The following is a 23,803-nucleotide window of genomic DNA, read 5'->3' as shown; positions in this document are numbered from 1 at the left end:
TTTATAAAACTATCCTAAAGTCTTTTTACTTCTTATTAATTATGCTATTTTGGCATGGTATTCGTTAATTAATCTATTAAGCGAAAAAAGAGTTTCATGCGTTATTGGTCCCTTATTCTTATATACTTTTTTATTCAAATAAATTTTGCTCAAGAAGCAATTACAAATCCTTTACTAACTAAGGATACAACTCAGCAACTCAAATGGGTAGATAGTATTTATAATTCAATGTCTGTAAAGGAACGTATCGGTCAATTGTTTATGGTTCAGGTCATGTCTGAGAATAATGATAAGGTAAACAACGATATCGTAAGTCTTATCAAAGATGAAGGCATTGGAGGCATTATTTATTCTAAAGGTGGACCATATCGCCAAGCAAGACTCAATAACAAGTTGCAAGCTGCATCAAAACTACCATTGTTAATAGGCATGGATGCCGAATGGGGCTTAAATATGCGTTTGGATTCTACATATGCGTTTCCCTGGAATATGACCCTTGGTGCTATAACGGACAATATACTTATAGAACAAACTGGGCGTCAGATAGGTGAGCATTGTAAACGTTTAGGAGTACATTTTAATTTTGCGCCTGTTGTAGATATCAATACCAATCCTAAAAACCCGATAATTGGTAATCGTTCTTTTGGCGAGGATAGGGATAATGTTACTGCAAAAGGTCTGGCTTTTATGAAAGGGATGCAAAGTGCTGGTGTTTTGGCAAATGCAAAACATTTTCCAGGCCATGGTGATACTGAGGATGATTCACATAAAACACTCCCAACGGTATCATTTAGCAGAAAAAGAATTGATTCAGTTGAATTGTATCCTTACAGGAAACTTATAAAAGAAGGACTTTCGAGTGTTATGGTTGCACACCTTAATGTGCCAAGTTTAGAAAGGCGAAGAGGCTTTCCTTCATCATTATCTAAACATATAGTTACTGATATGCTTAAAGATTCACTAGGATTTGAAGGCCTAATTTTCACCGATGCACTAACGATGAAAGGCGCAGCCGATTATATTGAGAAAGGAGTAGATGGTATTACACCAAAAACCTTGACTAAAGGCGGTGAAATAGATTTAATGGCGTTTTTGGCAGGCAATGATGTAATGTTAATGTCCGAAAACCCACAAAAAGGAATTGCCAAATTTGTAGAGGCCTATGACGAAGGTGTTATTTCGGAAGAACGCTTATCGCATTCGGTGAAGAAAATTCTAATGGCAAAATATAAGGTAGGTTTACATAAATATTCTCCTGTTGGTCTTTATGGCCTCGATAATGATCTCAATAGAATTAAGGACGATGCACTATATGAAGAGCTTATGGAAAATGCATTGACGGTTCTAAAGAACAAAAATAACCTTTTGCCATTACAAGATTTGGAGACCAAGAACATAGCTTATGTAGAGCTCGGTGATGCTTCTGGGTCAGTATTTTATAATGAATTAAAGAAATATACTAAAGTACATCATATAAAAGCCGATAAGTTAGATGGTCTTATTGCTAAACTACAGAACTACAATACAGTTATTGTTGGCTTTCATAAATCTAATGACAACCCATGGAAAGATTTCAAGTTTACACAAAAAGAATTGACATGGTTATATGAAATCGCAAGAAACAACACCATAATTTTAGATCTGTTTGCAAGACCCTACGTGTTAAATGAGTTACGATCCATAGAAAACATAGAGGGCATAGTGATGAGCTATCAAAACAGTAGGATAGCCCAAGAGAAATCAGCACAGCTTATTTTTGGAGCTATAGGCGCTTTGGGTAAGTTGCCCGTAAGCGCTGGTGAGTTTTTTCCGGTAGGTTCTGGAGAGACCTTTAACTCGATATCTAAATTAAGCTATGGTCTTCCGGAACGTGTTGGTATGAACTCTGAGTTATTAAATAGAATTGATTCTGTGGCGAATCATGCAGTAAACAATAGAATGACTCCGGGTATTCAATTGTTGGTAGCTAGAAAAGGAAAGGTTATCTATAACAAAAATTTCGGATATCATACTTACGCAAAAAAAAACAAGGTAGATTTTGATGATGTCTATGATGTTGCATCATTGACAAAGATTTTGGCAACATTACCAGTACTAATGGAATTAGAAGGTCAAGGCTCGGTATCATTAGATGCCAAACTAGGTAATTTGATGGCATTTTATAAAGATTCCAACAAAAAGAACATCACCTTAAGAAAAATGTTATCTCACTATGCGCAATTAAAGCCTTGGATTCCCTTTTATTATGCAACATTAGATTCTGTGACCAAAAAACCAGATCCAAAATATTACAAAACTAAACGTTCAAAAGCGTTTAATGTGGAAGTTACAAATACCCTTTTTATGAGAAGCGATTATAAGGATTCCATTCAAGATATCATAAAGGAAAGTGAATTGCTATCTAGATTACGCTATCGTTACAGTGATTTACCCTATTATATTTTGAAAGAATACCTGGAAGGGTTTTATGACAAATCATTAGATGAGATTACCCAAGATAGATATTACAAGTCTTTAGGCGCCAACTATACTACTTATAACCCTAGAAAAAAGTTCAGTTTAAAGGATATTATACCAACAGAGATCGATAATTATTACCGATATAAAAAAGTTCATGGATATGTACACGATATGGGAGCCGCAATGCAAGGAGGAATAGGTGGACATGCGGGTATTTTTAGTAACGCTAATGATGTTGCTAAAATTATGCAGATGTATCTACAAAAAGGGTTTTATGGCGGCAAGCGCTATTTAAAGTCGAGCACAATTGATAAATTCAACACCTGTCATTACTGCAAGAATAATAACAGAAGAGGTGTTGGTTTTGATAAGCCACAATTAGGAGAAGAAGGTCCAACATGTGGTTGTATATCTATGACAAGTTTCGGGCATTCTGGTTTTACAGGTACTTATGCATGGGCAGATCCAGAAGAAGAAATAGTCTATGTGTTTTTAGCCAATAGAACGTACCCTGAAGCAGGTAAGAACTTGTTGCTAAGGGAGAATATTAGAACAGAAATACAGCGTCTAATATACGAAGCCATCATTGAATAATTTAAAACGAAGTTGTAAGTTAAAAAGTCTTAAAGTTGACTATTAAAAACATAAAACATCTAACTTTAACCTCTCAAACTAGTAACGACCATACTTAAATGAAAATAGGAATTGTTTGCTATCCAACCTTTGGTGGGAGTGGAGTAGTAGCCACAGAACTGGGTTTAGAACTGTCTAGAAGAGGGCATGAAATTCACTTTATTACTTATAGCCAGCCAGTAAGATTAGAGTTATTGAGCAACAATGTTCATTTTCACGAAGTACACGTTCCTGAATATCCATTGTTTCACTACCAACCCTATGAATTGGCCTTGTCTAGTAAATTGGTAGACATGGTTAAAATGTATGATATTCAATTATTGCATGTGCATTATGCGATTCCTCATGCTTATGCAGCATATATGGCACAGCAAATGCTTTTAGGTGATGGTATTTTAGTCCCTATTGTTACTACATTGCACGGAACGGACATTACTCTTGTAGGTAGCCACCCATTTTATAAACCAGCAGTTACATTTAGTATTAATAAATCTGATGCTGTGACTTCAGTTTCGGAAAGTCTAAGGCAAGATACATTACGCCTTTTTGATATTAAGAATGATATTCATGTGGTACCAAATTTTATAGATTTAGATAAGCATGAACACAATTTTACGGATTGCCAGCGTGGGATGATGGCAGAGGATAACGAACGTATTATTACACATATCAGTAATATGAGGGAAGTGAAACAGATTCCTGATGTGATTAAAATCTTTTATAATATTCAGAAAGAATTACCAGCAAAATTAATGCTTGTTGGTGAAGGACCAGAAAAAGAAGCGGCGGAGTTGTTGACGGAAGAATTGGGAATTAGCGATAAGGTCATTTTCTTTGGAAACAGTTATGAAATAGATAGAATCCTTTGTTTCAGTGACTTATTCTTACTGCCATCACGGACCGAAAGTTTTGGCTTGGCGGCCTTAGAAGCAATGGCAAGTGGAGTACCAGTTATTTCAACAAATACTGGTGGACTACCAGAGGTCAATATTGATGGTTATTCGGGTTACTTGAGTGATGTTAATGCCGTTTCGGATATGTCATCAAATGCCATTAAGATTTTAAAGGATATGAAGACTTTGAATACCTTTAAAGCGAACGCTAAAAAACAATCCAAAAATTTTGATATCCATAATATAGTACCAAAATACGAAGCGATATATGAAGAAACTTTAGATAAGTTTTTGGTGACTAATTAAACCATACGGCATATCCAGATCTTCGTAACTCCAAAGCAATTTCCTTCTCGGCTACAATAGCTTCTTCCCTGGACAAAAAGGGATCTATATGCATATAAAGGCTGGGTCTTAAGTACAAACCATACTGTTGTACGATGTTAGAAGAAATTTTATACCCTTTTTTGTTTCTATAGCCTGTTTTGTGTTGTAGGAAACGTTCTTTAGGTGTCTTACTGGTCATACCAACATAAAGACATTCCAGAACACCATTAAACTGTGGATTTGCAGCTCTAAATTTTGCATTTTTTGTATAAACACGTTTAGATAATTCTATGACATAAATACGATACAGAGTTTTAGGCATAGTAAGATATTATCAATTCTAGATGTTTAGGATCGCAGGATTTTTTCCATCTTTCGGCCTTTAGCTAATTCATCTACCAGTTTATCAAGATATCTTACGCTTTGAGTTGTAGTATTGGTAATATCTTCTACTCTGTAACCGCAAATCACCCCTTTTATAAGGTGAGCGTTCTGATTTAATGTAGCTTCTTTAAAGAAAGTTTCGAAATTAGTTTTTGCCTCAATAATTTTATGCAATGCTTTTTCATCGTAGCCTGTTAGCCACTCTATAACTTGGTGTAATTCTTCTTTGGTTCTGCTTTTCTTCTCCACTTTGGTAACATAATGTGGATATACGGATGCAAAAGTCATTTTTGCAATGCGTTCGTCATGATGGCTAGTATCACCCATAATCACTATTTTAGGTTGTTAAAATTAAGAATTGTGCGTTATTATCTGATTTATAATGCAATTCCTCTATTATTTTTCATAAAAAAGCTTAAAGTTCTTAAATAGCAACGAACTTTAAATCAATATATATTCTATATTCTAGCTCTTTAATCAAACTCATATTGTAGTTCAAGACTTAATCTCCCTCTGTTTTTTATAAATATAAGCAAGAACTTTTAATTATTATCACAATGCCTACTTCAGATAAATTGAAATTCTTTCTACTCAAAACTCCATTTGCAAAGCAAATAAGAGCTATTGAGGGACGACTAGTACTGTGGCAAATGAACATGCAAAGCTCAGAAGTTTTGAAGCAGAGAACAGTTTATTGTATTTCGCCATATAAAACGGGTACAACCTATCTATCAAGCAGTTTTAAATCCGAAATTTCAAGACACGAGCCAATACATTATGCGTCATATAAGTACCTCGATAAGGATTTTGATAAATACTTCGTAAAACGTCTAAATTATTTAAACTTAAAGTTAGAATGTTCAGGATCATGGAGTGCCTATGTAGAGGAGCTGTCTAAAAATGAGATTGCTAAAGATCTAAATTATATTTGTATTTTAAGATCACCTTCATCATGGATCACTTCAGTTATCAATTATTGGAATAAGCCTTCAATGTTAAAATTCTATTTTGATATACCACATGAGCATTTCTGGCAAGAAAAAGTAGGTGTGAATCTTCGCGAATTTGAGTTTGATCTAAAAAGTAAAAAAAATCAAGACATGATAGATAAGCTCATTGATTTTTATTTCGATTTTACGGAGAAAACAAGATTGCTTAGAAATATCACATATATTCGACTAAAAGATATTAAAGAGAGTTTGCCACTCGTAGAAGGTTTAATAAACGAGAAAGCATCCCCCGAAAAAAGCTGGAAAAGGGCAAATAATAAGAAGCAGTTCACCTACAAGAATGAGGCTATTGACCAAAAATACAAAGACTTAACTAACGAGCTTGTAAAAGAGAATAATGTTAGGGTATCTCTTTGATTTTTCCCTTAAGCTTTCTTCAATTGTTTTTTTGGTTTACTACCTTTACGTTTTATGGCGTCATTAAACCAATTACTCGAACGTTTTTCATCTTTAGCATGGGGCTTACCTCTACTAATACTGCTTATAGGAGGTGGTTTATATTTAATTATTCGCTCTCAGTTTCTTCCTTTTCGATATTTAGGACATGCTATTAGTGTCCTTAGAGGTAAATACGATGACCCAAATGATCCTGGACAGATTTCTCATTTTAAGGCTTTGAGTACTGCTTTGTCATCCACCATAGGTATGGGAAATATTGCTGGTGTAGCTTTGGCCATTTCAGTTGGTGGGCCAGGTGCTATGTTTTGGATGTGGGTCAGTGCCATTGTGGGTATGAGTACTAAGTTTTTTACGTCGACATTGGCTGTTTTATATAGAGGAAAAGACAGTAATGGAGAACTGCAAGGTGGGCCAATGTATTTTATTGTTGAAGGCCTAGGAAAAAAATGGAAGTTTTTAGCAGTATTATTTAGCATTTTTGGGATGTTGGGAGCGCTTCCTGTGGTTAATGTTAACCAACTTAAACAAGCGATTAATGATATTATCTTAATTCCCAATGGTGTAGAAGTAACGTTTAACACAAATCTTACGATTGCACTAGTCTTAGTTATAGTAACAAGTATCGTTATTCTTGGAGGTCTTCAACGCATAAGTACTTGGGCATCTAAAATGGTACCATCTATGGTTGTATTGTATTTTGTATTAGTGCTTATAATCCTGAGCATTAATTATTCTGAAGTTCCAATTTATCTAAAACTAATTGTTACTGATGCTTTTGCAGCCAATTATTTCCCGGCAGACCAACCTTTTTTAGGTGGTGTTTTGGGAGCATTAATCTTACATGGTATTAAACGTGGTGCTTTTTCTAACGAAGCTGGTTTAGGTACTGCCCCCATGGCTCATGGAGCAGCTAAAACCGATGAACCTGTGAGGGAAGGCTTAGTAGCTATGTTAGGGCCTGTAATAGATACTTTAATTGTTTGTACGTTAACAGCTTTGGCTATATTGGTTACAGGGGTTTGGGAGACAACACCAGATAATGGGGTTAGTCTTACTGCTTCGGCCTTTAAGGATGCGCTTCCCTATGGTCAGTACCTCTTAATGGTTTGTGTATTCTTTTTCAGTATTTCTTCACTCTTTAGCTATGCCTACTATGGTAAAAAGTGTATGTCGTTTTTACTAGGTGCTGATAGAAAACATTATTATAACTACTTTTATATTATAAGCATTGTTTTGGCAGCAACGACCCCTTTTGAGGCTATGATAAACTTTATTGATGGTGTCTTTGCTTTTATGGCGATTCCAACTATGCTTGCCACAATTTTATTAGCACCAAGGGTTGTAAAGGCCAGTAAAATCTATTTTAGCAGGTTATAAACTTTATTTTATCTTCTTTAAGAGAATCTTTTCGTTTGAAAATTGATTGGCCTCATCCAAGAATGCAATCATTTTTGGCCAGTTCTCACTGGGTTCAAAATGGTTTTTGTATTTCTTGGAAGTTTCTATTTTTAGAATATTATCCTCAATTGTCGCAGTACTTATAAAAGCACCAGTTTCATTATCAACACTTTTGTTTAGTTTATCTAAGCCTGCAACGGTATAGCCTTCAGGAATTACAAAATCAATTTTGTAATTAAAACTTCTCGCATATTCTACATTTATATTAGCTGTTCTTTCCCGTTCTTTTTCTTCCAAATCAATTTGCCCTCCAATTAGTCTTCCAATTTCAATAATGTGATTAGGGCCAGCTTTCTTTAAAAGTGCATTATTTATATCAAAACTCTCTGTAAACACAAAATAATCATCAAAGGCATAACGTCCCGTAGCGTCAATAGAATACGTGTAATTTTCAAATTCTTCTAAGTCGAAATCTGATTCAGCCGCTGCTTTAAATCGCTCTTGCTGGTTGTCTTGTAGTTTTTTGGCTAGGGCGTCTAACTCTTTTTTATATCTCGCTTTGTCTTTTTTACGTTTCATCATATTAATCCAGGATTTGGTGCCGTATTTTGCATAATCCTCATTTACATAGTCATTGAATAAGAGACGGTCGTATAGATGTTCCGTTTTTACATGTCCTTTAAAATAGTTGACTGAAGAAATTCTTAGTCCAGAAAAATCATCATTTAAACTAATGGAAATCTCTTTTTTGGTCTCATTATCCGAATAAGATGATACTGGAAGTTTTCCCTTTTTAATGGTGTCTATTTTATTACGAGTTGCCGACAATAAGTAAACATCCGTACCTTCGAGTAAAGGCGAAAACTCATTAATATTGGTGTGGATACTAAAAAGCTCTGCATATAATGGTGTTGGCGTATTCACCTTAATCAATACATTAACGTTACGTTCTATAAGTAAATCTTCAATTGAGCCATCATAACGTTTTTTGGCAACAACGATTTCATATTTTATTTTTTCGCGTTTTAGAAATTCTGTAAAATGCCTAACAAACTGTTTTTGATTATCTATAAAAACGGGATAACCATAATAAACATAAGGATTAAACATTATGTTTGCCTCTTTGGCGAATATGGCTTCAACAAAGCGTGTTAAATAATAATGACGCATGTAATAATAGGCCTCAGTGACTTTTTCTGTAGGGTTTTTGAAGGTTTTCTTTTTAAAGAATCCTTTTACATCCCCGATATCGCCATCTGGTCTAAATCGATTATCATACAAATCCAATACTTCATATTTTGAAACCGAAGTCTTTATGATGCTTTCCTTTTCGGGTAAAAAGGCCATGGCTCTGTCCTCAAATTTACCTGAGCGTGCAAAATAAACCTGAAACTTGTAAGAAGGCAATTCTAAAAGTGGAAAAAACCAACGCTTATATTCACTTTTGCCTATATCCGAAGCAGATAGCTCATAACGTCTCAAACTGCGCTTATCGGTCGGAATTTCTTTTAATTCAGGAGCGCCATTAAAGGACCTAAAATTGATAAAGAAATCATTTTCGGTTTCAATGAAGAGTTTATAATTTACTATGGGGTATTCTTCATTTAAGGTTGTCTCAACAGGATCAAAACCAAAGGCATATGTAGATTTAAATGGTTCTAAGCTGTAAAAATAATAGTCAATTATGTCACCAATTTCAAGATTTGATATGGCAATTTTAGACTCGCCGTCTACTTCCACAGCCTCTTTTTCTATATCGATTTCTATTTCTTTACCATCTGGTTTAATAATCTTTACACCTACAAAATTATTGCCTTTCTCTCGCCAAGTAAAACGCCCTTTTGTAGATCTAAATCGCTTTTGGAAAGCAAATTCTGAAAATTCTTCAACCGCAGCTTTGTCTAAAAGCTTTATGCGTTTTCTTACGGAACTCTTATACGTCACATTTTTGCCAAACTTATGGAAGTCGTAGTTAACATTTTTGTAAATAATGACTGCGGATTCATTATTCCATTTTTCAGGGATTTCAATAGCATTTTTATAGGTGTCGTTTGCGCCCCAGAAAAAATCTTTAGCTTCTTGGGCTTCCTTCGATTGCCCAAATGTTGATAATGTTAAACATGCGAATAATATTAGTAATATATGGGTCTTCATTAGTTTAGTTTTTTGTAAGTATAATTTGTTCATTATATAGGGTGTTGAGGTCCTCCATAAAAGTATTCCACTCTTCAAAATCCGTAGTTTCAATTATAGCATTTTTAATCACGAATACCTTTTTATAAGAAAGTTGACGGTCATTTTTTGTAAAGGAAACAGAGAGGTCGTAATTGGTGTTTGAAACAGCTATATTTTTAGGCAAATAATCAATAGTATACCCTTCAGTAATAGTAAGATTTGTTGTAGATTCTAAATATTTTTTTGAACTGAAGATGTAATCAACATCTCGCTCTTTAAAGGCAAAATCGGCCAGTTCTTTATCTATATCCAAATCTATATAAATGGAGCCGTCAAAAGACGATACGGCATTCTTCACTTCAATTTTATAGTCCATAGCAATGTTTATGTCTCTATTGGATAAATCTGAAGTTTTAATATCAAAAACCTTGATGTTACTATTCCCTTTATTTAAAAAGTATTCTAAGAATTCTTCTTTTTTATCCGACTTAAGCTGATCGAAAAAATAGAGCAAATCAGAACGACTTTCTCCTTTATACTGTTTGTTTACAGTGCCTTTTAAGGTTTCCCCTTCAAGGTTTAAGTTGTATGTAAAAACTTCTTTATTAAATGCTACATCACTTACTGGGACAGTTTTTAAAATATACGCATCGCCGTTTTCTATCATAACTTGCTTACCTTGAATGCGGTCGGCATATTCACCATAAGCATTAAACTTTTCAGTACCATCCAAGAATATAACTTCGCCATCCTTAAAAAGTGAACAGATCATATGGTTATCCACGGACAAATTGGGTGTGGAATAGTCGTAAGCGATATGTTTAGTACCAATCCAAGTTAGTCTAGCATCAAAACCAGCTTCTATAAGCATTTGTTTGGTAAGATTAGCCATGCCTTTGCAATCACCATATTTTTTATTGTACACATTAGAAGCTTCATCTGGCTTAAACCCGGCGATTCCATCTTCAAAAGCAATATATCTAATATTATCTTGTACCCAATAATAGATGTTCTTTATTTTGTCCTCGTCGGTTTTAGCGTCTTTGATGAGTTCGGATACTTTTTCTTTAAAAGGCGTGTTATCGTTCTCTAAACTTTTGGTGAGTGAACTGTACCAATTGTACAAGTCTTGTGTAGATTCGAAAATAGGTGTTGTTTTGTCAAGTTTCTTATGGGATTTAGCTAAAATCAACAAATGAGGATACATGTAAGTGGGGCCAGGTGCATTAGAGGCTTTTGTCATGGCCGGTATGTCCTTTAGTGTATAAATATGGGTTTTGGATTTCTTTCTGGGATTAGGTTGAGTACGCTTCTCTATATTAAACCCCTCAAAATTAATCTCCTTTAATTCTATATCTAACCACTCGGGAATTTCAATACTAATGACTTTATTTTCGGTTGGGTATTGGTCATTGAAATATAGCTTTGTAAAATATTTAATGTCAAAGTAGATCTTTTTGATAAACGTTTCATAGCGATAGCCTTGAAGCGGAAAATCCATTTCAGTATACATAACCCTAGCATCATTATGAAATAGATCGCCGCTGGTGTAAGCTTCGTCTTTTATAAAAAAGTTGGCATCTCGACCATTTTTATAGTTAATTTCAAATTCTATTACCTCGGATTGACCATCATAAAAACAATATTTTTGAATATCAGCACGAGTATTCATGTTTATCATTTTTTCCTTCATTTCGTGCTGCACAGTAACGTTTTCGGTTCTAGAATTAAAATCGAATGAGACAAAATCAAGACTCTCCTCAAGTACAACATCGTCGTCTTCATTATCGAATTTGGATTTTAGTTTTTTTGCTTTTGCTATATCGTATGCATCTGGTTCTATCTTTCTTTGGGCATTTATGACTGAAAAAGTAAAGACCAAAAAGAATAAGGGGAAGTAGAGTTTAGCCATGTTGTAATAATCTGCGACTAATATATTTAAATGTTAAGAAAATCAAAAAGAATACCCAATGCTTTGTCATTGGTTTTCGATAAAAGCTAATTTTTTGTGTTAAAATCTATACTTATTAATCTAAGTTAACTAAAGGTCTTTCCAATCTAAGAGATGCCCTGATATATTGTATTTTTTTGTTTAATGACTTTTGCTTATTGCTACAACAAAGTATTTTTATTTGTATATATTATGCTAAATTAATATATTTATGCTAAATAAATATATATAACTAATGAAAACTAATCTTTGTCCAAATTGTGGTTCTAATCACTACGTTAAGAGCGGAATAGTAAATAATAGGCAACGCTATAAATGTAAGTCTTGTAATTATTACTTTACTGTAAATAAATTAGGGAAAAAGATTGATGATTATTATGTTAATAAAGCCCTACAGCTTTACTTGGAGGGGCTAACATATCGTGAAATTGAGCGTATCCTTGGTATTTCTCATGTTAGTGTAATGAATTGGGTGAAAAAGTTTAATATTAAGCGACCTTATAATTCTAAATACCACCCAACCTATAAAATTTTAAACGCAGAAGAGCTCTCCAAATTTTTTTCTAATTCCAAAAATCTATCAGGAGCGGGTACGCTAGTAACTGAACTTGGGGATAAGTTTATGCTTATTAAATGGGAACGTTTCAGGGATTAGGTATTGTTTCAATAATTTTTAGGTATATTTTGTTTAAGTTATTTTATAGCTTTAAGTATTAGCTTTTTTATGCTAAAAGTATATTTAATTAACAAAAAACTATATTAACTTTTTTTTTAGAGCTTGTTTTTTAGAGCTTAGTGGTGCACACAAAACCAATTGTAACTAACTAAATCACTAAAATTTATGAAAAAAACAAGTTTGACTTTGTTTCTACTTGCGCTATTTTTTATGCCATTTGCAGGTTGGGGACAACAAGAAGATTCTGAACCGGATCATACTTACAAACCATTACAAGTAAAATTAAATGATGATGGTAGTAAATACATTCGATTTATCTTGTGGCACCAAATGTGGCTTCAAGGTGGATCAGAACAAAAGGGACCTAAGTTCTCTATCAGAAGGTCAAGAATGTTGGCCTATGCACAAATTTCACCACGATTTTTGATTTTAACCCATTTTGGTTTGAATAGCTTAGGAGCTAGTCAGCTTACTGCCAATCCAAACTCCCAGTCAGATAATCAGCGCAGTTTGTTGTTTTTGCACGATGCCTGGGCTGAATTTGCGGTAGTTCCCGGGAAATTGCATGTTGGATCTGGGTTGCATTATTGGAATGGAATTTCACGGCTTACTAACCAAAGTACCTTAAACATGATGACCTTAGATAATCCAGGTGGTCAAGGAGGAGCATCTGTGTCTGATGCAAGGTTATTTCCATGGTCAAATATTACAACTAGTGACCAATTTGCACGTCATTTAGGCATTTATGCCAAAGGTTCGCTAGGGAAATTCGGATATCGTGTTTCTGCAAATAACGCCAGAAATAATTTTGGTGCTGATGATAATGGCGATGGTTTACCAGATAATTTAGGTGCATCACCTACATTTCAAGTAGATAATAGTATAGGGACGGGAACATGGAACTATGCGGGTTATTTTAAATATGACATATTTGATAAGGAATCTGATAAGCTACCTTATTTCGTAGGTTCCTATTTAGGAAAAAAGAAAGTACTAAGTATTGGAGCTGGCTTCCACTACCATCCGGATGCCTTGGCGGTTAATACTCTAGACAATAGAGAGGATGTTTTCCATTTTGCAGCCGATGCATTCTATGATGCACCCTTAAACGACAAGTTGGCTATTAGTGCTCTAGGTGCTTATTACAACTATAATTATGGCGACACTACAGGTGCTCCTGGTGGTGGATTAGTGCCTTCATCGGGCTCAATTGTTCATGGGCAAGTTGGGCTTTTGTTTCGAAATGCCAAACTTATGCCTTATGTTAAGTATAACACACAAGACCTTGATTTTACACCGAATACTGCTAATGAATTTGGTGTAGGTTTAAACTATTTTATAAACGGTCATTTCGCCAAGATCACGGCAGAATATTTGACTGGCAAAAGTGGAGCAATGGGAGCGGAAAATAGAAATGTCTTTACAATTCAAACACACATATTTTTATAAACCAACAGCATTATGTCAGATAAACAACAAAACGCAACAGCATATTGGAAGGAAAATGTAAAATACCTTTCCATACTCTTGGCCATTTGGTTCATTGTATCCTATGGCTGTGGTATCCTCTTTAAAGATACTTTAAATCAAATAAACCTTGGAGGCTTTAAACTTGGCTTCTGGTTTGCACAGCAAGGATCGATATACGTATTCGTCATCTTAATATTCGTTTACGTTCGCATTATGAATAAACTAGATAAAAAATACGGTTACGACGAATAGTCTTAACTAATAACCAAAAAAAATAAAATATTATGAGTGTACAAACTTGGACATGGATATTAGTTGGGATCACATTCGCACTATATTTCGGAATTGCAATTTGGGCAAGAGCAGGCTCAACAAAAGACTTTTATGTTGCAGGTGGAGGTGTATCTCCTTTAGCAAATGGTATGGCCACAGCGGCCGATTGGATGAGTGCAGCATCGTTTATATCGATGGCTGGTATCATTTCTTTCACAGGTTACGATGGCTCAGTTTACCTTATGGGCTGGACAGGCGGTTATGTACTACTGGCATTATTATTAGCGCCTTACCTTCGGAAATTCGGAAAGTTTACCGTTCCCGATTTTATCGGAGATCGCTATTATTCTAACACAGCCAGAACCGTTGCGGTAATCTGTGCACTTTTAGTGTCGTTTACTTATGTTGCCGGACAAATGCGCGGTGTAGGTGTAGTATTTTCTAGATTCTTGGAAGTTGACATCAACTTGGGAGTTGTTATAGGTATGGCCATTGTGTTAGTATTTGCTTTCCTTGGAGGAATGAAAGGCATCACCTATACACAGGTCGCCCAATATTGTGTACTGATCTTTGCATTTATGGTACCTGCATTTTTCATTTCTATGCAAATGACGGGGAATATTATTCCACAATTAGGTATGGGAGGAAGTGTAGAAGGAGGCGAATTGCTCCTGGACAAATTGGATCGACTGCATACAGAACTCGGATTTAAGGAATACACAGACGGTAGTAAATCTACTTGGGATGTCTTTGCCATTACTTTAGCATTAATGGTTGGTACAGCCGGATTACCACACGTTATCGTACGTTTCTTTACGGTACCTAAGGTGAAAGATGCACGTAAATCAGCTGGTTTAGCGTTGTTATTCATCGCTATTCTCTATACAACAGCACCTGCTATTGCAGTATTTGCAAGAACCAATTTAATTGAGACCGTAAGAGATACAGAATATACTGAAGTGCCAGCATGGTTTAAAAATTGGGAAGATAGTGGTCTAATAGCTTGGACCGATAAGAATGGTGATGGCAAAATTCAGTATGTAGCTGGTGGTGCTATTGATGGCAAAAAACCCATATTTAATGAAGCTAGGGGCGTTTATGGTGAGCGTACCATTTCAAATGCTACGGATTCGGCAAATGAATTATATGTAGATAGAGATATCATGGTATTGGCCAATCCAGAAATTGCTAAACTGCCAAATTGGGTAATCGCACTGGTTGCAGCTGGTGGATTAGCGGCAGCATTATCTACTGCTGCAGGACTTTTATTAGTAATTTCAACATCAATTTCCCATGATTTGATTAAGAAACAAATAAAGCCAGATCTATCTGAAAAAGGAGAGCTTTGGGCAGCACGTATTGCTATTCTAGGTGCTATTTTAGTAGCAGGGTACTTTGGTATGAATCCACCAGGGTTTGTTGCTGCCGTAGTAGCATTGGCTTTCGGACTTGCAGCTGCTTCATTTTTCCCAGCCATTATTCTCGGGATTTTTGATAAACGCATGAATAAGCAAGGTGCAATTGCAGGTATGATCGTCGGAATTACTTTGATGTTGTTCTATATGATTAGATATAAAACCGGTCTAATAGGAGCATTCGATCCTAGACCAGCAAGCGAATGGTGGTTTGGTACTTCACCTGAAGGGTTCGGAACCATTGCTATGCTTGTAAATGTTATTGTTTCGGTAGTAGTGTCGCGCATGACATCCGCACCGCCTCAACATGTACAGGAAATTGTTGAAAACATTAGAATACCATCTGGTGCTGGAGAAGCACATAGTCACTAGTTGACAAGTTTTATTAGTTAGTAAAAACAGTGTTGCCCTAAACAACACTGTTTTTTGCGTTAGTTCTGAACTTATATGTGCTGGATTCATTTCAGTAATTCAGAATCTCAGAATGTATTTAAATTTCTTTTAGTAATTTCAGAATCTAAATTCGTCAAACTTTGAAAAAAAGACACGAGCAAAAGTTAATTATACTATCCATTACCGCCTTCATTATTTTGAATGTCCCTTTTCTTTTAGTCTTTAATAATGATGGACAAGTGTTTGGAGTTCCAACATTTTACGTATCAATTTTTAGTATCTGGTTGATTATTATTGTGGTATCTTATCTCGTATTAAAGCGATATTATGAGTAATTACGTTTTGTTCACCATAATCATTGCTTATTTAGCCACTTTGTTTTTCATAGCGTTTATTGCTGAGAAGAACTCAAAAAGCAAATGGGTTAACAATGCTATAGTCTATACATTGTCTTTGGCAGTTTACTGTACAGCTTGGACATATTATGGAAGTATAGGGATCGCGGCCAACTCTGGCATTGATTTTTTACCTATTTATTTGGGGCCAGTGATTGCAGCACCACTTTGGATAGTAGTGCTCAGAAAGATAATAAGAATTTCAAAGCAACATAAGATCAGTTCAATTGCAGATTTTATATCATTGCGTTATGGAAATCATCGGTTTTTAGGGGCGCTCGTGACTATTGTATGCCTCATGGCCATTGTACCATATATTTCCCTTCAGCTTAAGGCAGTTTCTGAGACCTTTCAAATTTTATCAGATGACACCAGTTATGTATCAACCTCGGTTTATGACGATTCAACATTTTATATCGCTTTATTGTTAGCCGTTTTTGCAACATTTTTTGGTACCCAAACCACAGATGCTTCCGAAAAGCATAAAGGAATAATCGTATCAGTTGCCTTTGAATCCATTATTAAACTTACGTTCTTTTTGTTTGTAGGTATTTATGTAACATATATCTTATTTGATGGAACCGAAGATATCTATTCTAAAATGGCTAAGTCAGAGAATTTTAAATCGCTTACAACAATAGGCGGTTTTGAGGATGGGTTCAATTGGCTCTATACTATAATGTTATCGTTTATGGCCATATTTTTATTGCCAAGACAGTTTCAAGTGTCGGTTGTAGAAAATGTAAGAGAAAAACACTTAAAGGGTGCTATTTGGATGTTTCCATTATACCTTTTGCTATTTAATGTGTTTGTGATTTTTATTGCTTGGGCAGGAAATTTAACCATTGGCAATGCAGATCAAGCAGAATACTATGCTTTGTTATTGCCATTGCAAAACGGTAATACGTTTTTATCAGTCTTAGTTTTTTTAGGAGGATTTTCAGCTGTGATTTCTATGGTTGTCGTAGCTACGTTAGCCTTGTCAACAATGGTGAGCAATAACTTGGTGATTCCCTATGGGTTTTTGGACTATTTTGTCAAGGGCCATCCTGAACGTAATGCCAAATACATAAAGAATATAAGACGTATTTCCATCTTTTCCATTATCATAATTGCATATGCCTTTTATGTGAATTTCTCTTTTGAGTTATCCTTATATTCCATAGGGCTCATGGCTTTTGTAATCATTGCCCAGTTGGCACCTTCATTTTTTATTGGGTTGTTCTGGAATAGAGGTTCATCAAAAGCTACGGTCATTGGTATCATTGCTGGGATAGGAGTCGTCTTTTATACCTTGATTTTACCCTTTTCCATTCAGGCGTTAACGGGTTCTGAAGATCTTGTTCAAAATGGTTTAAATAATGTTGCGGCGTTAAAACCACATGCCTTATTTGGCATAGACTTTTTAAGCCCACCAGCCCATGCCTTTTTCTGGAGTTTATTGGTTAATGTGTTCTGTTATGTAACATTTTCTGTTATAATTAAGGGAAATTATCGCGAGCGTAACTATGCGGAAATGTACGTGGATAGCAGAAACTATACAGATTTGCAGGATGGTGCTTTGGTATGGAAAGGGGAAGCCTATGTAGCCGAAATAAAAAAGGTTTTGGTGAAATTTTTAGGCGAACCAAGGACAGAGCGTGCCTTAAATCTATTTTTTAGAAAATACGATTTGCCTTTAGATACGCAAATGGCTGATGCCAGACTGATTAACTTTTCTGAAAAGCTATTGACGGGAAGTATTGGCAGTGCTTCTGCAAAAATACTAATCTCAAGTGTAGTAAAAGAAGACGAGGTCAGTTTAGTGGAAGTTTTGAAAATTCTTGAAGAATCCAAAGAAACCATTGCAAGAAATAAACTACTAAGAGAAAAGTCTAATGAATTAACGAAGCTAACGGATCAATTAAAAAACGCAAATGAAGAGTTGCTTGAAAAGGACAAGCAAAAAGATGAGTTTTTAGATACAGTGGCACATGAGTTAAAAACACCAATCACTGGCATAAGAGCTACTACAGAACTGCTTATGGATGATGAAGATGATATGCCATCTGAGATTAAGACCCAATTTCTAAAGAATATGTTGCAAGACAGTGATCGCCTTTCGAGATTGATTCATAATATATTGGATTTTGAAAAACTTTCAAGAGGAAGAACACAACTCAATATTAAGAAACATAACATTAGGAAAACCATTCAAAAAACAATAGATAGTCTATACCATTTAGCCGAAAAGAAACAAGTAAGTGTCATTCATTCTAACATGAGCGACTTTTATGCGGAGTACGATGAAGATCGTATTGTACAGGTTTTAACCAATCTTATTTCAAATGCGATTAAGTTCAGTAGTACCAAAAAAGGCAAGATTGTAGTAGATTATAAGTACGATAAAGGGTTTTTGGAAGTTACAATTAAGGATAATGGAAAAGGTATTCCAGATCAGGATATGCCTTATATTTTCGATAAATTCTACCAGTCAAAAAACCAAAATATTCGAAAGCCAGAGGGCAGTGGATTAGGTCTGGCCATATGCAAACAGATTGTAGAAAACCACAATGGAAAAATTTGGGCGAAAAATAATCAAAAAAGTGGTGTAACCTTTGGTTTTAAGCTGCCTTTTAAGTAAATTGTAAGATAATTAGAGTAATGAAAAAAATTGTCATCGTTGACGATGAACCAAACATAGTAATGACATTAGAATACACGTTTAAAAAACACGATTTTGAAGTGTATATAGCAAGGGATGGTAGCGAAGCATTAGAGATTTTAGAACGTGTCATTCCTGATGTAATTATGTTAGATATTATGATGCCTAAAGTAGATGGTTATCAAACACTTAAGGCAATTAAAGATAACAATCAGTTAAAAGATACCAAAGTTGTGTTTTTAACTGCAAAAAATAAAACTTCAGATATTGAAAAAGGCTTAAAACTCGGAGCTGATAAATATTTAACAAAGCCGTTTTCAATAAAAAAAATAGTTTCAGAAATTAATGAGCTTATAGCCTCATAGTTTCTACTTTAATAAATGTTGGTTTTGTGTGCAAACAAACCATGTTTAATTAAAGTAAAATAAAATGAAACGACTTCGAATTAATGCTTTAGCGTCTGATATTATCATCAGTTTATACGTTATAGTAACCCTTTATTTCCGTTTTAAATTAGAAAGTGAAACTGCAACTGGCCCTTTTGAGTCCTTGATTATGGGCATTTGTTTTGTGGTCATTATTTGGGCTCTTATAAAACTTAGAGTATTGAATCCAAATTGGTTTGGATTATTTAATTCTAAAAAGAGCAAACCATGAAATATCAAGATATTTACAAGAAGAGCATAGCTAATCCGGCTGAATTCTGGAAAGAACAAGCAGAACAAATAGCTTGGTATCAACAACCAACCAGTATTCTTGGAGCTGATGAACATAACTATCCTCAATGGTTTGCAGACGGAAAGCTAAATGTAAGTTACCTCTGCATCGATAAACACATTGAAGATGGTTTCGGTGAACAAAATGCAATTATTTACGATTCACCAGTTACAAATACAAAAACTAAAATAACTTTTAATCAATTGCATCATGAAGTTGCCAAATTAGCCGGTGGCTTGGAAACACTTGGTTTGCAAAAAGGAGATACTTGCGTTATATACATGCCAATGATCCTGCAAGCGCTATATGCTATGCTGGCTTGTGCAAGATTAGGAGTTATTCATTCAGTAGTTTTTGGTGGATTCGCTCCTCACGAATTGGCCATAAGGATAGACGATTGCAAACCAAAGGCGATCATCACAGCTTCAAATGGTATAGAAATAGAGCGTATTATTCCCTACAAGCCATTTGTTGATGAGGCCATTGAACTCGCAGAACACCAACCCGAACATGTCATTGTTTTTGACAGGAAATTGGGTGTAGATATTCCTTATAAACCTTATGATATAGATTATGGAGAATTGGTATCTAAATCAGTAGCCATCGAACCTGTTTCAGTAGAATCTAATCATCCGTTGTACATTTTATATACCTCTGGAACTACGGGAAAACCTAAAGGTATCATAAGAGATTCAGGAGGTTATGCAACAGCACTTAAGTTCTCTATGAGTCATGTGTATGGCGTAGAAGAAGGTGATGTGTATTGGGCAGCAAGTGACGTAGGTTGGGTTGTGGGTCATAGTTATATCGTTTATGGGCCGCTGTTGAATAGAAACACTACCGTTTTGTTTGAAGGCAAACCCATCAAGACACCAGACGCCTCTACATTTTGGCGCGTCATTAGTGAGCATAACGTAAAAGTGATGTTTACAGCACCAACGGCCATTCGTGCCATTAAAAAGGAAGACCCCAATGGTGAGTTTATAAAAAAATATGATCTCAGCGGTCTTAAGTATCAATTCTTGGCAGGAGAGCGTTGTGATGTGGCTACCTTGAGTTGGACCGAGCAACATTTGGGTATTCCAGTTATTGATCACTGGTGGCAGACAGAAAGTGGTTGGCCAATGTTGGCAAATATGGTAGGTGTTGAACTTATGGACGTGAAACCAGGTTCGGCATCACTTCCAGTCTGTGGCTATGATATACAAATTTTAAATGAAGAAGGAAAAGAAACCGCTTCAGGTGTGGAAGGTTATGTTGCTGTAAAACTGCCATTACCACCAGGAACGTTGTTAAACCTTTGGGGTAATCCCGAGCGTTTTAAATCAGGTTATCTCAATAAGTTTCCTGGTTACTACTTTTCTGGTGATGGTGGTTTTAAGGATGAAGATGGCTATATATTTATTACAGGCCGTGTGGATGATATTATCAATGTTGCCGGTCATCGTTTATCGACCGCAGAAATGGAGGAAATCGTTGCATCTCATAAGGCGGTGGCAGAATGTGCTGTATTTGGCGTGCATTGCGATTTAAAAGGGCAGAAGCCATTGGGTTTAGTGGTCTTAAAAGCAGGTGAAATACAAGACGAAAGTGTTATTTCAAAAGAAATTATTCAAGATGTACGCCACGAAATAGGAGCGGTCGCTTCATTTAAGGACGTTTTTGCCGTAAAACGTTTACCAAAAACACGCTCAGGAAAAATTCTTCGTAAATTGTTGAGAAACATTTGTGATGACTTAGAGTATAATGTGCCATCAACTATTGACGATGCCGCTATAATTTCAGAAATTGAATCCGTTTATAAAAAAAATCAAATAGGAATACATAAAAACATAATCAATCATGAGTAATTACCATATTAAAAACTTTGAAGAATACTTTCAGGTTTATAGAAAATCAACCTCTAATCCAGAATCCTTTTGGGAAGAAATTGCTGAAGAGCATTTTGAATGGCGCAAAAAATGGAATAATGTATTGAGTTGGGACTTTAAAAAACCAGAAATCAAATGGTTTGAGGGCGCTAAACTGAATATTACCGAGAACTGTCTCGATAGACATTTGCATACAAGAGGCGACAAAACAGCCATTCTATTTGAACCTAATGATCCAAGTGATCCAGCTGAACATATTACATATCGGCAATTATACGATCGCGTTTGTAAATTTGCCAATGTGCTGCATGATAAAGGCATCAAAAAAGGAGATCGTGTGTGCATTTATCTCCCTATGATACCAGAATTGGCGGTCGCTGTTTTGGCCTGTGCTCGTATTGGCGCCATTCATTCTGTGGTATTTGCAGGGTTTTCGGCCACAGCATTATCCACTCGAATTAATGATTGTGATGCCAAAATGGTCATCTGTTCTGATGGGTCGTATCGAGGCGCAAAGACTATAGACTTAAAAGGCATCGTAGATGAAGCTTTAGAGGATTGTCCTGGTGTGGAATCGGTTTTAGTGGCCAAGCGCATCAATTCTGATATCACCATGAAAGAAGGTCGCGACGAGTGGCTTCAACCTTTATTAGACGAAGCTTATCGCGAGTTTACGGCTGAAATTATGGATGCCGAAGATCCATTGTTCATTTTATATACCTCGGGTTCAACAGGAATGCCAAAAGGGATGCTGCATACCACAGGAGGGTATATGGTTTACACAGCATACACGTTCAAAAATGTATTTCAATATCGTGAAGAAGATGTATATTGGTGTACGGCAGATATCGGTTGGATTACTGGACATAGCTATATTGTTTATGGGCCATTATGTAACGGCGCTACAACGGTGATGTTTGAAGGCGTACCAAGTTATCCCGATTTTGGACGCTTCTGGCATATTGTCGAGAAGCATAAGGTGAATCAATTCTATACCGCACCAACAGCTATTAGAGCATTGGCTAAGCATGGTACAGAACTCGTAGAGAAATACGATTTATCATCACTAAAAGTACTGGGCTCTGTTGGAGAGCCAATCAACGAAGAAGCATGGCATTGGTACAATGATAATATAGGTAAAAAGAAAAGCCCTATCGTAGATACTTGGTGGCAGACCGAAACAGGTGGAATTATGATTACACCAATCCCGTTCTCCACACCAACAAAGCCTACTTACGCCACTTTACCATTTATTGGTATTCAACCAGCCTTAATGGACGAAAATGCCAAAGAAATAAAAGGGAATCAGGTAGATGGTCGCTTATGCATAAAGTTTCCGTGGCCATCTATGGCAAGAACCATTTGGGGCAATCACCAACGCTACAAGGACACCTATTTTTCGGCTTTTGAGAATATGTACTTTACAGGGGATGGTGCCTTAAGGGATGAGGTAGGTTACTACAGAATTACAGGTAGGGTAGATGATGTTATTATCGTTTCAGGACATAATTTAGGAACCGCGCCAATTGAAGACGCCATTAATGAGCATAATGCGGTAGCAGAGTCTGCCATTGTAGGGTTCCCGCATGATGTTAAAGGGAACGCCCTCTATGGTTATATTACCTTGAAGGATACTGGAGAAACAAGGCAGCACGATAATGTGAGAAAGGAAATCAATCAGTTAATCACCGATCGTATTGGACCAATAGCCAAACTCGATAAAATTCAATTCACTTCTGGTTTGCCTAAAACACGATCAGGTAAGATTATGAGACGTATTTTGAGAAAAATAGCCTCTAAGGACACCAGTAACCTTGGTGATACCAGTACATTGTTAAATCCTGAAGTCGTTCAAGAGATTATGGATAATGTATTATGATTTAATTCTATTGCTTGAGTTTAAAATCCTTATTCTTTTTTGAATAAGGATTTTCTTTTTTAATGAAGCCCAAAAAATATAGATGACCTAAAGGCAATGATGATTAAGTGCTTTAGTGAGATTGTAGTGAAAAGGCCATTAGATGATTTATGGTTTTTTAGATAATTTAAAATACAAAAGAACTTAAACCCATCCAAACCTACTATTTATTTAGTCCAATTAAAATGTAGGTAATAACTTATTTTTACGCATTCAGAACAGCGGTTCCCTCACCCAAGGCGGTACTTGGCTAAAGACGCATTTCACAGGACGTTTTGAGCAGTATCTTTGTAGGTGAAAACTATACAATATGATAATTATCAGGTTTTTGTAAAAATTTCCGAAGTAATTTTAAGGGCAACACAATTAGCTTACCCAAAAGGGAATTATACGATTGCCCT

Annotated in this window: 18 protein-coding genes; 14 read left to right on the top strand and 4 right to left on the bottom strand. The window is 35.7% G+C overall.

Annotated features, from left to right (window positions below; all coding sequences use genetic code 11):
- Positions 1-96 precede the first annotated feature (96 nt).
- Both Q0972_RS15000 and bshA read left to right on the top strand, forming a co-directional pair.
- Complete coding sequence (locus tag Q0972_RS15000) at positions 97-3,054, top strand: glycoside hydrolase family 3 N-terminal domain-containing protein (protein ID WP_299367107.1); 2,958 nt, start codon at positions 97-99, stop codon at positions 3,052-3,054.
- Positions 3,055-3,152: 98 nt separating this feature from the next.
- The gene (bshA, locus tag Q0972_RS14995) at positions 3,153-4,292 is read left to right on the top strand and encodes an N-acetyl-alpha-D-glucosaminyl L-malate synthase BshA (protein WP_299367104.1); all 1,140 of its coding nucleotides are present in this window, start codon (positions 3,153-3,155) and stop codon (positions 4,290-4,292) included.
- Here bshA and Q0972_RS14990 read toward each other — a convergent pair.
- Together Q0972_RS14990 and Q0972_RS14985 are read right to left on the bottom strand one after the other, a co-directional pair.
- Complete coding sequence (locus Q0972_RS14990; protein WP_299367101.1) at positions 4,285-4,635, bottom strand: ribose-5-phosphate isomerase; 351 nt, start codon at positions 4,633-4,635, stop codon at positions 4,285-4,287. The genes bshA and Q0972_RS14990 overlap by 8 nt on opposite strands.
- 26 nt (positions 4,636-4,661) lie before the next feature.
- Positions 4,662-5,024 (bottom strand): DUF2200 domain-containing protein, encoded by a 363-nt coding sequence (locus Q0972_RS14985; protein WP_299367098.1) that lies wholly within the window; start codon positions 5,022-5,024, stop codon positions 4,662-4,664.
- Positions 5,025-5,254: 230 nt separating this feature from the next.
- Here Q0972_RS14985 and Q0972_RS14980 point away from each other — a divergent pair, with 230 nt between their 5' ends.
- Both Q0972_RS14980 and Q0972_RS14975 read left to right on the top strand, forming a co-directional pair.
- Complete coding sequence (locus Q0972_RS14980) at positions 5,255-6,064, top strand: hypothetical protein (protein ID WP_299367095.1); 810 nt, start codon at positions 5,255-5,257, stop codon at positions 6,062-6,064.
- Positions 6,065-6,118: 54 nt separating this feature from the next.
- Complete coding sequence (locus Q0972_RS14975; RefSeq protein WP_299367092.1) at positions 6,119-7,483, top strand: sodium:alanine symporter family protein; 1,365 nt, start codon at positions 6,119-6,121, stop codon at positions 7,481-7,483.
- A 3-nt stretch (positions 7,484-7,486) separates the two neighbouring features.
- On the opposite strand, the gene Q0972_RS14970 is transcribed toward Q0972_RS14975, so the two are convergent.
- Both Q0972_RS14970 and Q0972_RS14965 read right to left on the bottom strand, forming a co-directional pair.
- Complete coding sequence (locus Q0972_RS14970; RefSeq protein ID WP_299367090.1) at positions 7,487-9,658, bottom strand: hypothetical protein; 2,172 nt, start codon at positions 9,656-9,658, stop codon at positions 7,487-7,489.
- A gap of 4 nt (positions 9,659-9,662) precedes the next feature.
- Positions 9,663-11,591 carry a transglutaminase family protein gene (locus tag Q0972_RS14965; RefSeq protein ID WP_299367087.1) on the bottom strand — a complete coding sequence of 643 codons (1,929 nt, stop codon included), beginning with the start codon at positions 11,589-11,591 and terminating at the stop codon, positions 9,663-9,665.
- A 274-nt stretch (positions 11,592-11,865) separates the two neighbouring features.
- Here Q0972_RS14965 and Q0972_RS14960 point away from each other — a divergent pair, with 274 nt between their 5' ends.
- From Q0972_RS14960 to acs, 10 genes are all read left to right on the top strand, one after another.
- Positions 11,866-12,285 carry a helix-turn-helix domain-containing protein gene (locus Q0972_RS14960; protein WP_299367084.1) on the top strand — a complete coding sequence of 140 codons (420 nt, stop codon included), beginning with the start codon at positions 11,866-11,868 and terminating at the stop codon, positions 12,283-12,285.
- A gap of 186 nt (positions 12,286-12,471) precedes the next feature.
- On the top strand, positions 12,472-13,755 hold the full coding sequence (locus tag Q0972_RS14955) for a hypothetical protein (protein ID WP_299367081.1): 1,284 nt from the start codon (positions 12,472-12,474) through the stop codon (positions 13,753-13,755).
- 12 nt (positions 13,756-13,767) lie between these two features.
- On the top strand, positions 13,768-14,028 hold the full coding sequence (locus tag Q0972_RS14950) for a DUF4212 domain-containing protein (RefSeq protein WP_299367078.1): 261 nt from the start codon (positions 13,768-13,770) through the stop codon (positions 14,026-14,028).
- A 32-nt stretch (positions 14,029-14,060) separates the two neighbouring features.
- Positions 14,061-15,836, top strand: coding sequence for a sodium:solute symporter family protein (locus Q0972_RS14945; protein ID WP_299367075.1), 1,776 nt, complete (start codon positions 14,061-14,063; stop codon positions 15,834-15,836).
- A 161-nt stretch (positions 15,837-15,997) separates the two neighbouring features.
- A complete protein-coding gene (locus Q0972_RS14940) occupies positions 15,998-16,192 on the top strand; it encodes a hypothetical protein (RefSeq protein WP_299367072.1) in 195 nt (64 codons plus the stop codon).
- Entirely contained in the window at positions 16,185-18,875 is a 2,691-nt protein-coding gene (locus tag Q0972_RS14935; RefSeq protein WP_299367070.1) for a sensor histidine kinase, read from the top strand. The genes Q0972_RS14940 and Q0972_RS14935 overlap by 8 nt, the downstream gene beginning before the upstream one ends.
- 20 nt (positions 18,876-18,895) lie before the next feature.
- Positions 18,896-19,261 carry a response regulator gene (locus Q0972_RS14930; RefSeq protein ID WP_299367067.1) on the top strand — a complete coding sequence of 122 codons (366 nt, stop codon included), beginning with the start codon at positions 18,896-18,898 and terminating at the stop codon, positions 19,259-19,261.
- A gap of 64 nt (positions 19,262-19,325) precedes the next feature.
- A complete protein-coding gene (locus tag Q0972_RS14925; RefSeq protein WP_299367064.1) occupies positions 19,326-19,553 on the top strand; it encodes a hypothetical protein in 228 nt (75 codons plus the stop codon).
- Complete coding sequence (locus tag Q0972_RS14920; RefSeq protein WP_299367061.1) at positions 19,550-21,463, top strand: acetate--CoA ligase; 1,914 nt, start codon at positions 19,550-19,552, stop codon at positions 21,461-21,463. The genes Q0972_RS14925 and Q0972_RS14920 overlap by 4 nt, the downstream gene beginning before the upstream one ends.
- Positions 21,456-23,363 carry an acetate--CoA ligase gene (gene acs, locus Q0972_RS14915; protein ID WP_299367058.1) on the top strand — a complete coding sequence of 636 codons (1,908 nt, stop codon included), beginning with the start codon at positions 21,456-21,458 and terminating at the stop codon, positions 23,361-23,363. The genes Q0972_RS14920 and acs overlap by 8 nt, the downstream gene beginning before the upstream one ends.
- Positions 23,364-23,803 lie beyond the last annotated feature (440 nt).

It is taken from the genome of Winogradskyella sp., from assembly GCF_028282165.1.
Taxonomy (GTDB): Bacteria; Bacteroidota; Bacteroidia; order Flavobacteriales; family Flavobacteriaceae; genus Winogradskyella.
The sequence above is the reverse complement of the archived record's forward strand: the minus strand, read 5'-3'. Positions and strand labels throughout refer to the sequence as shown.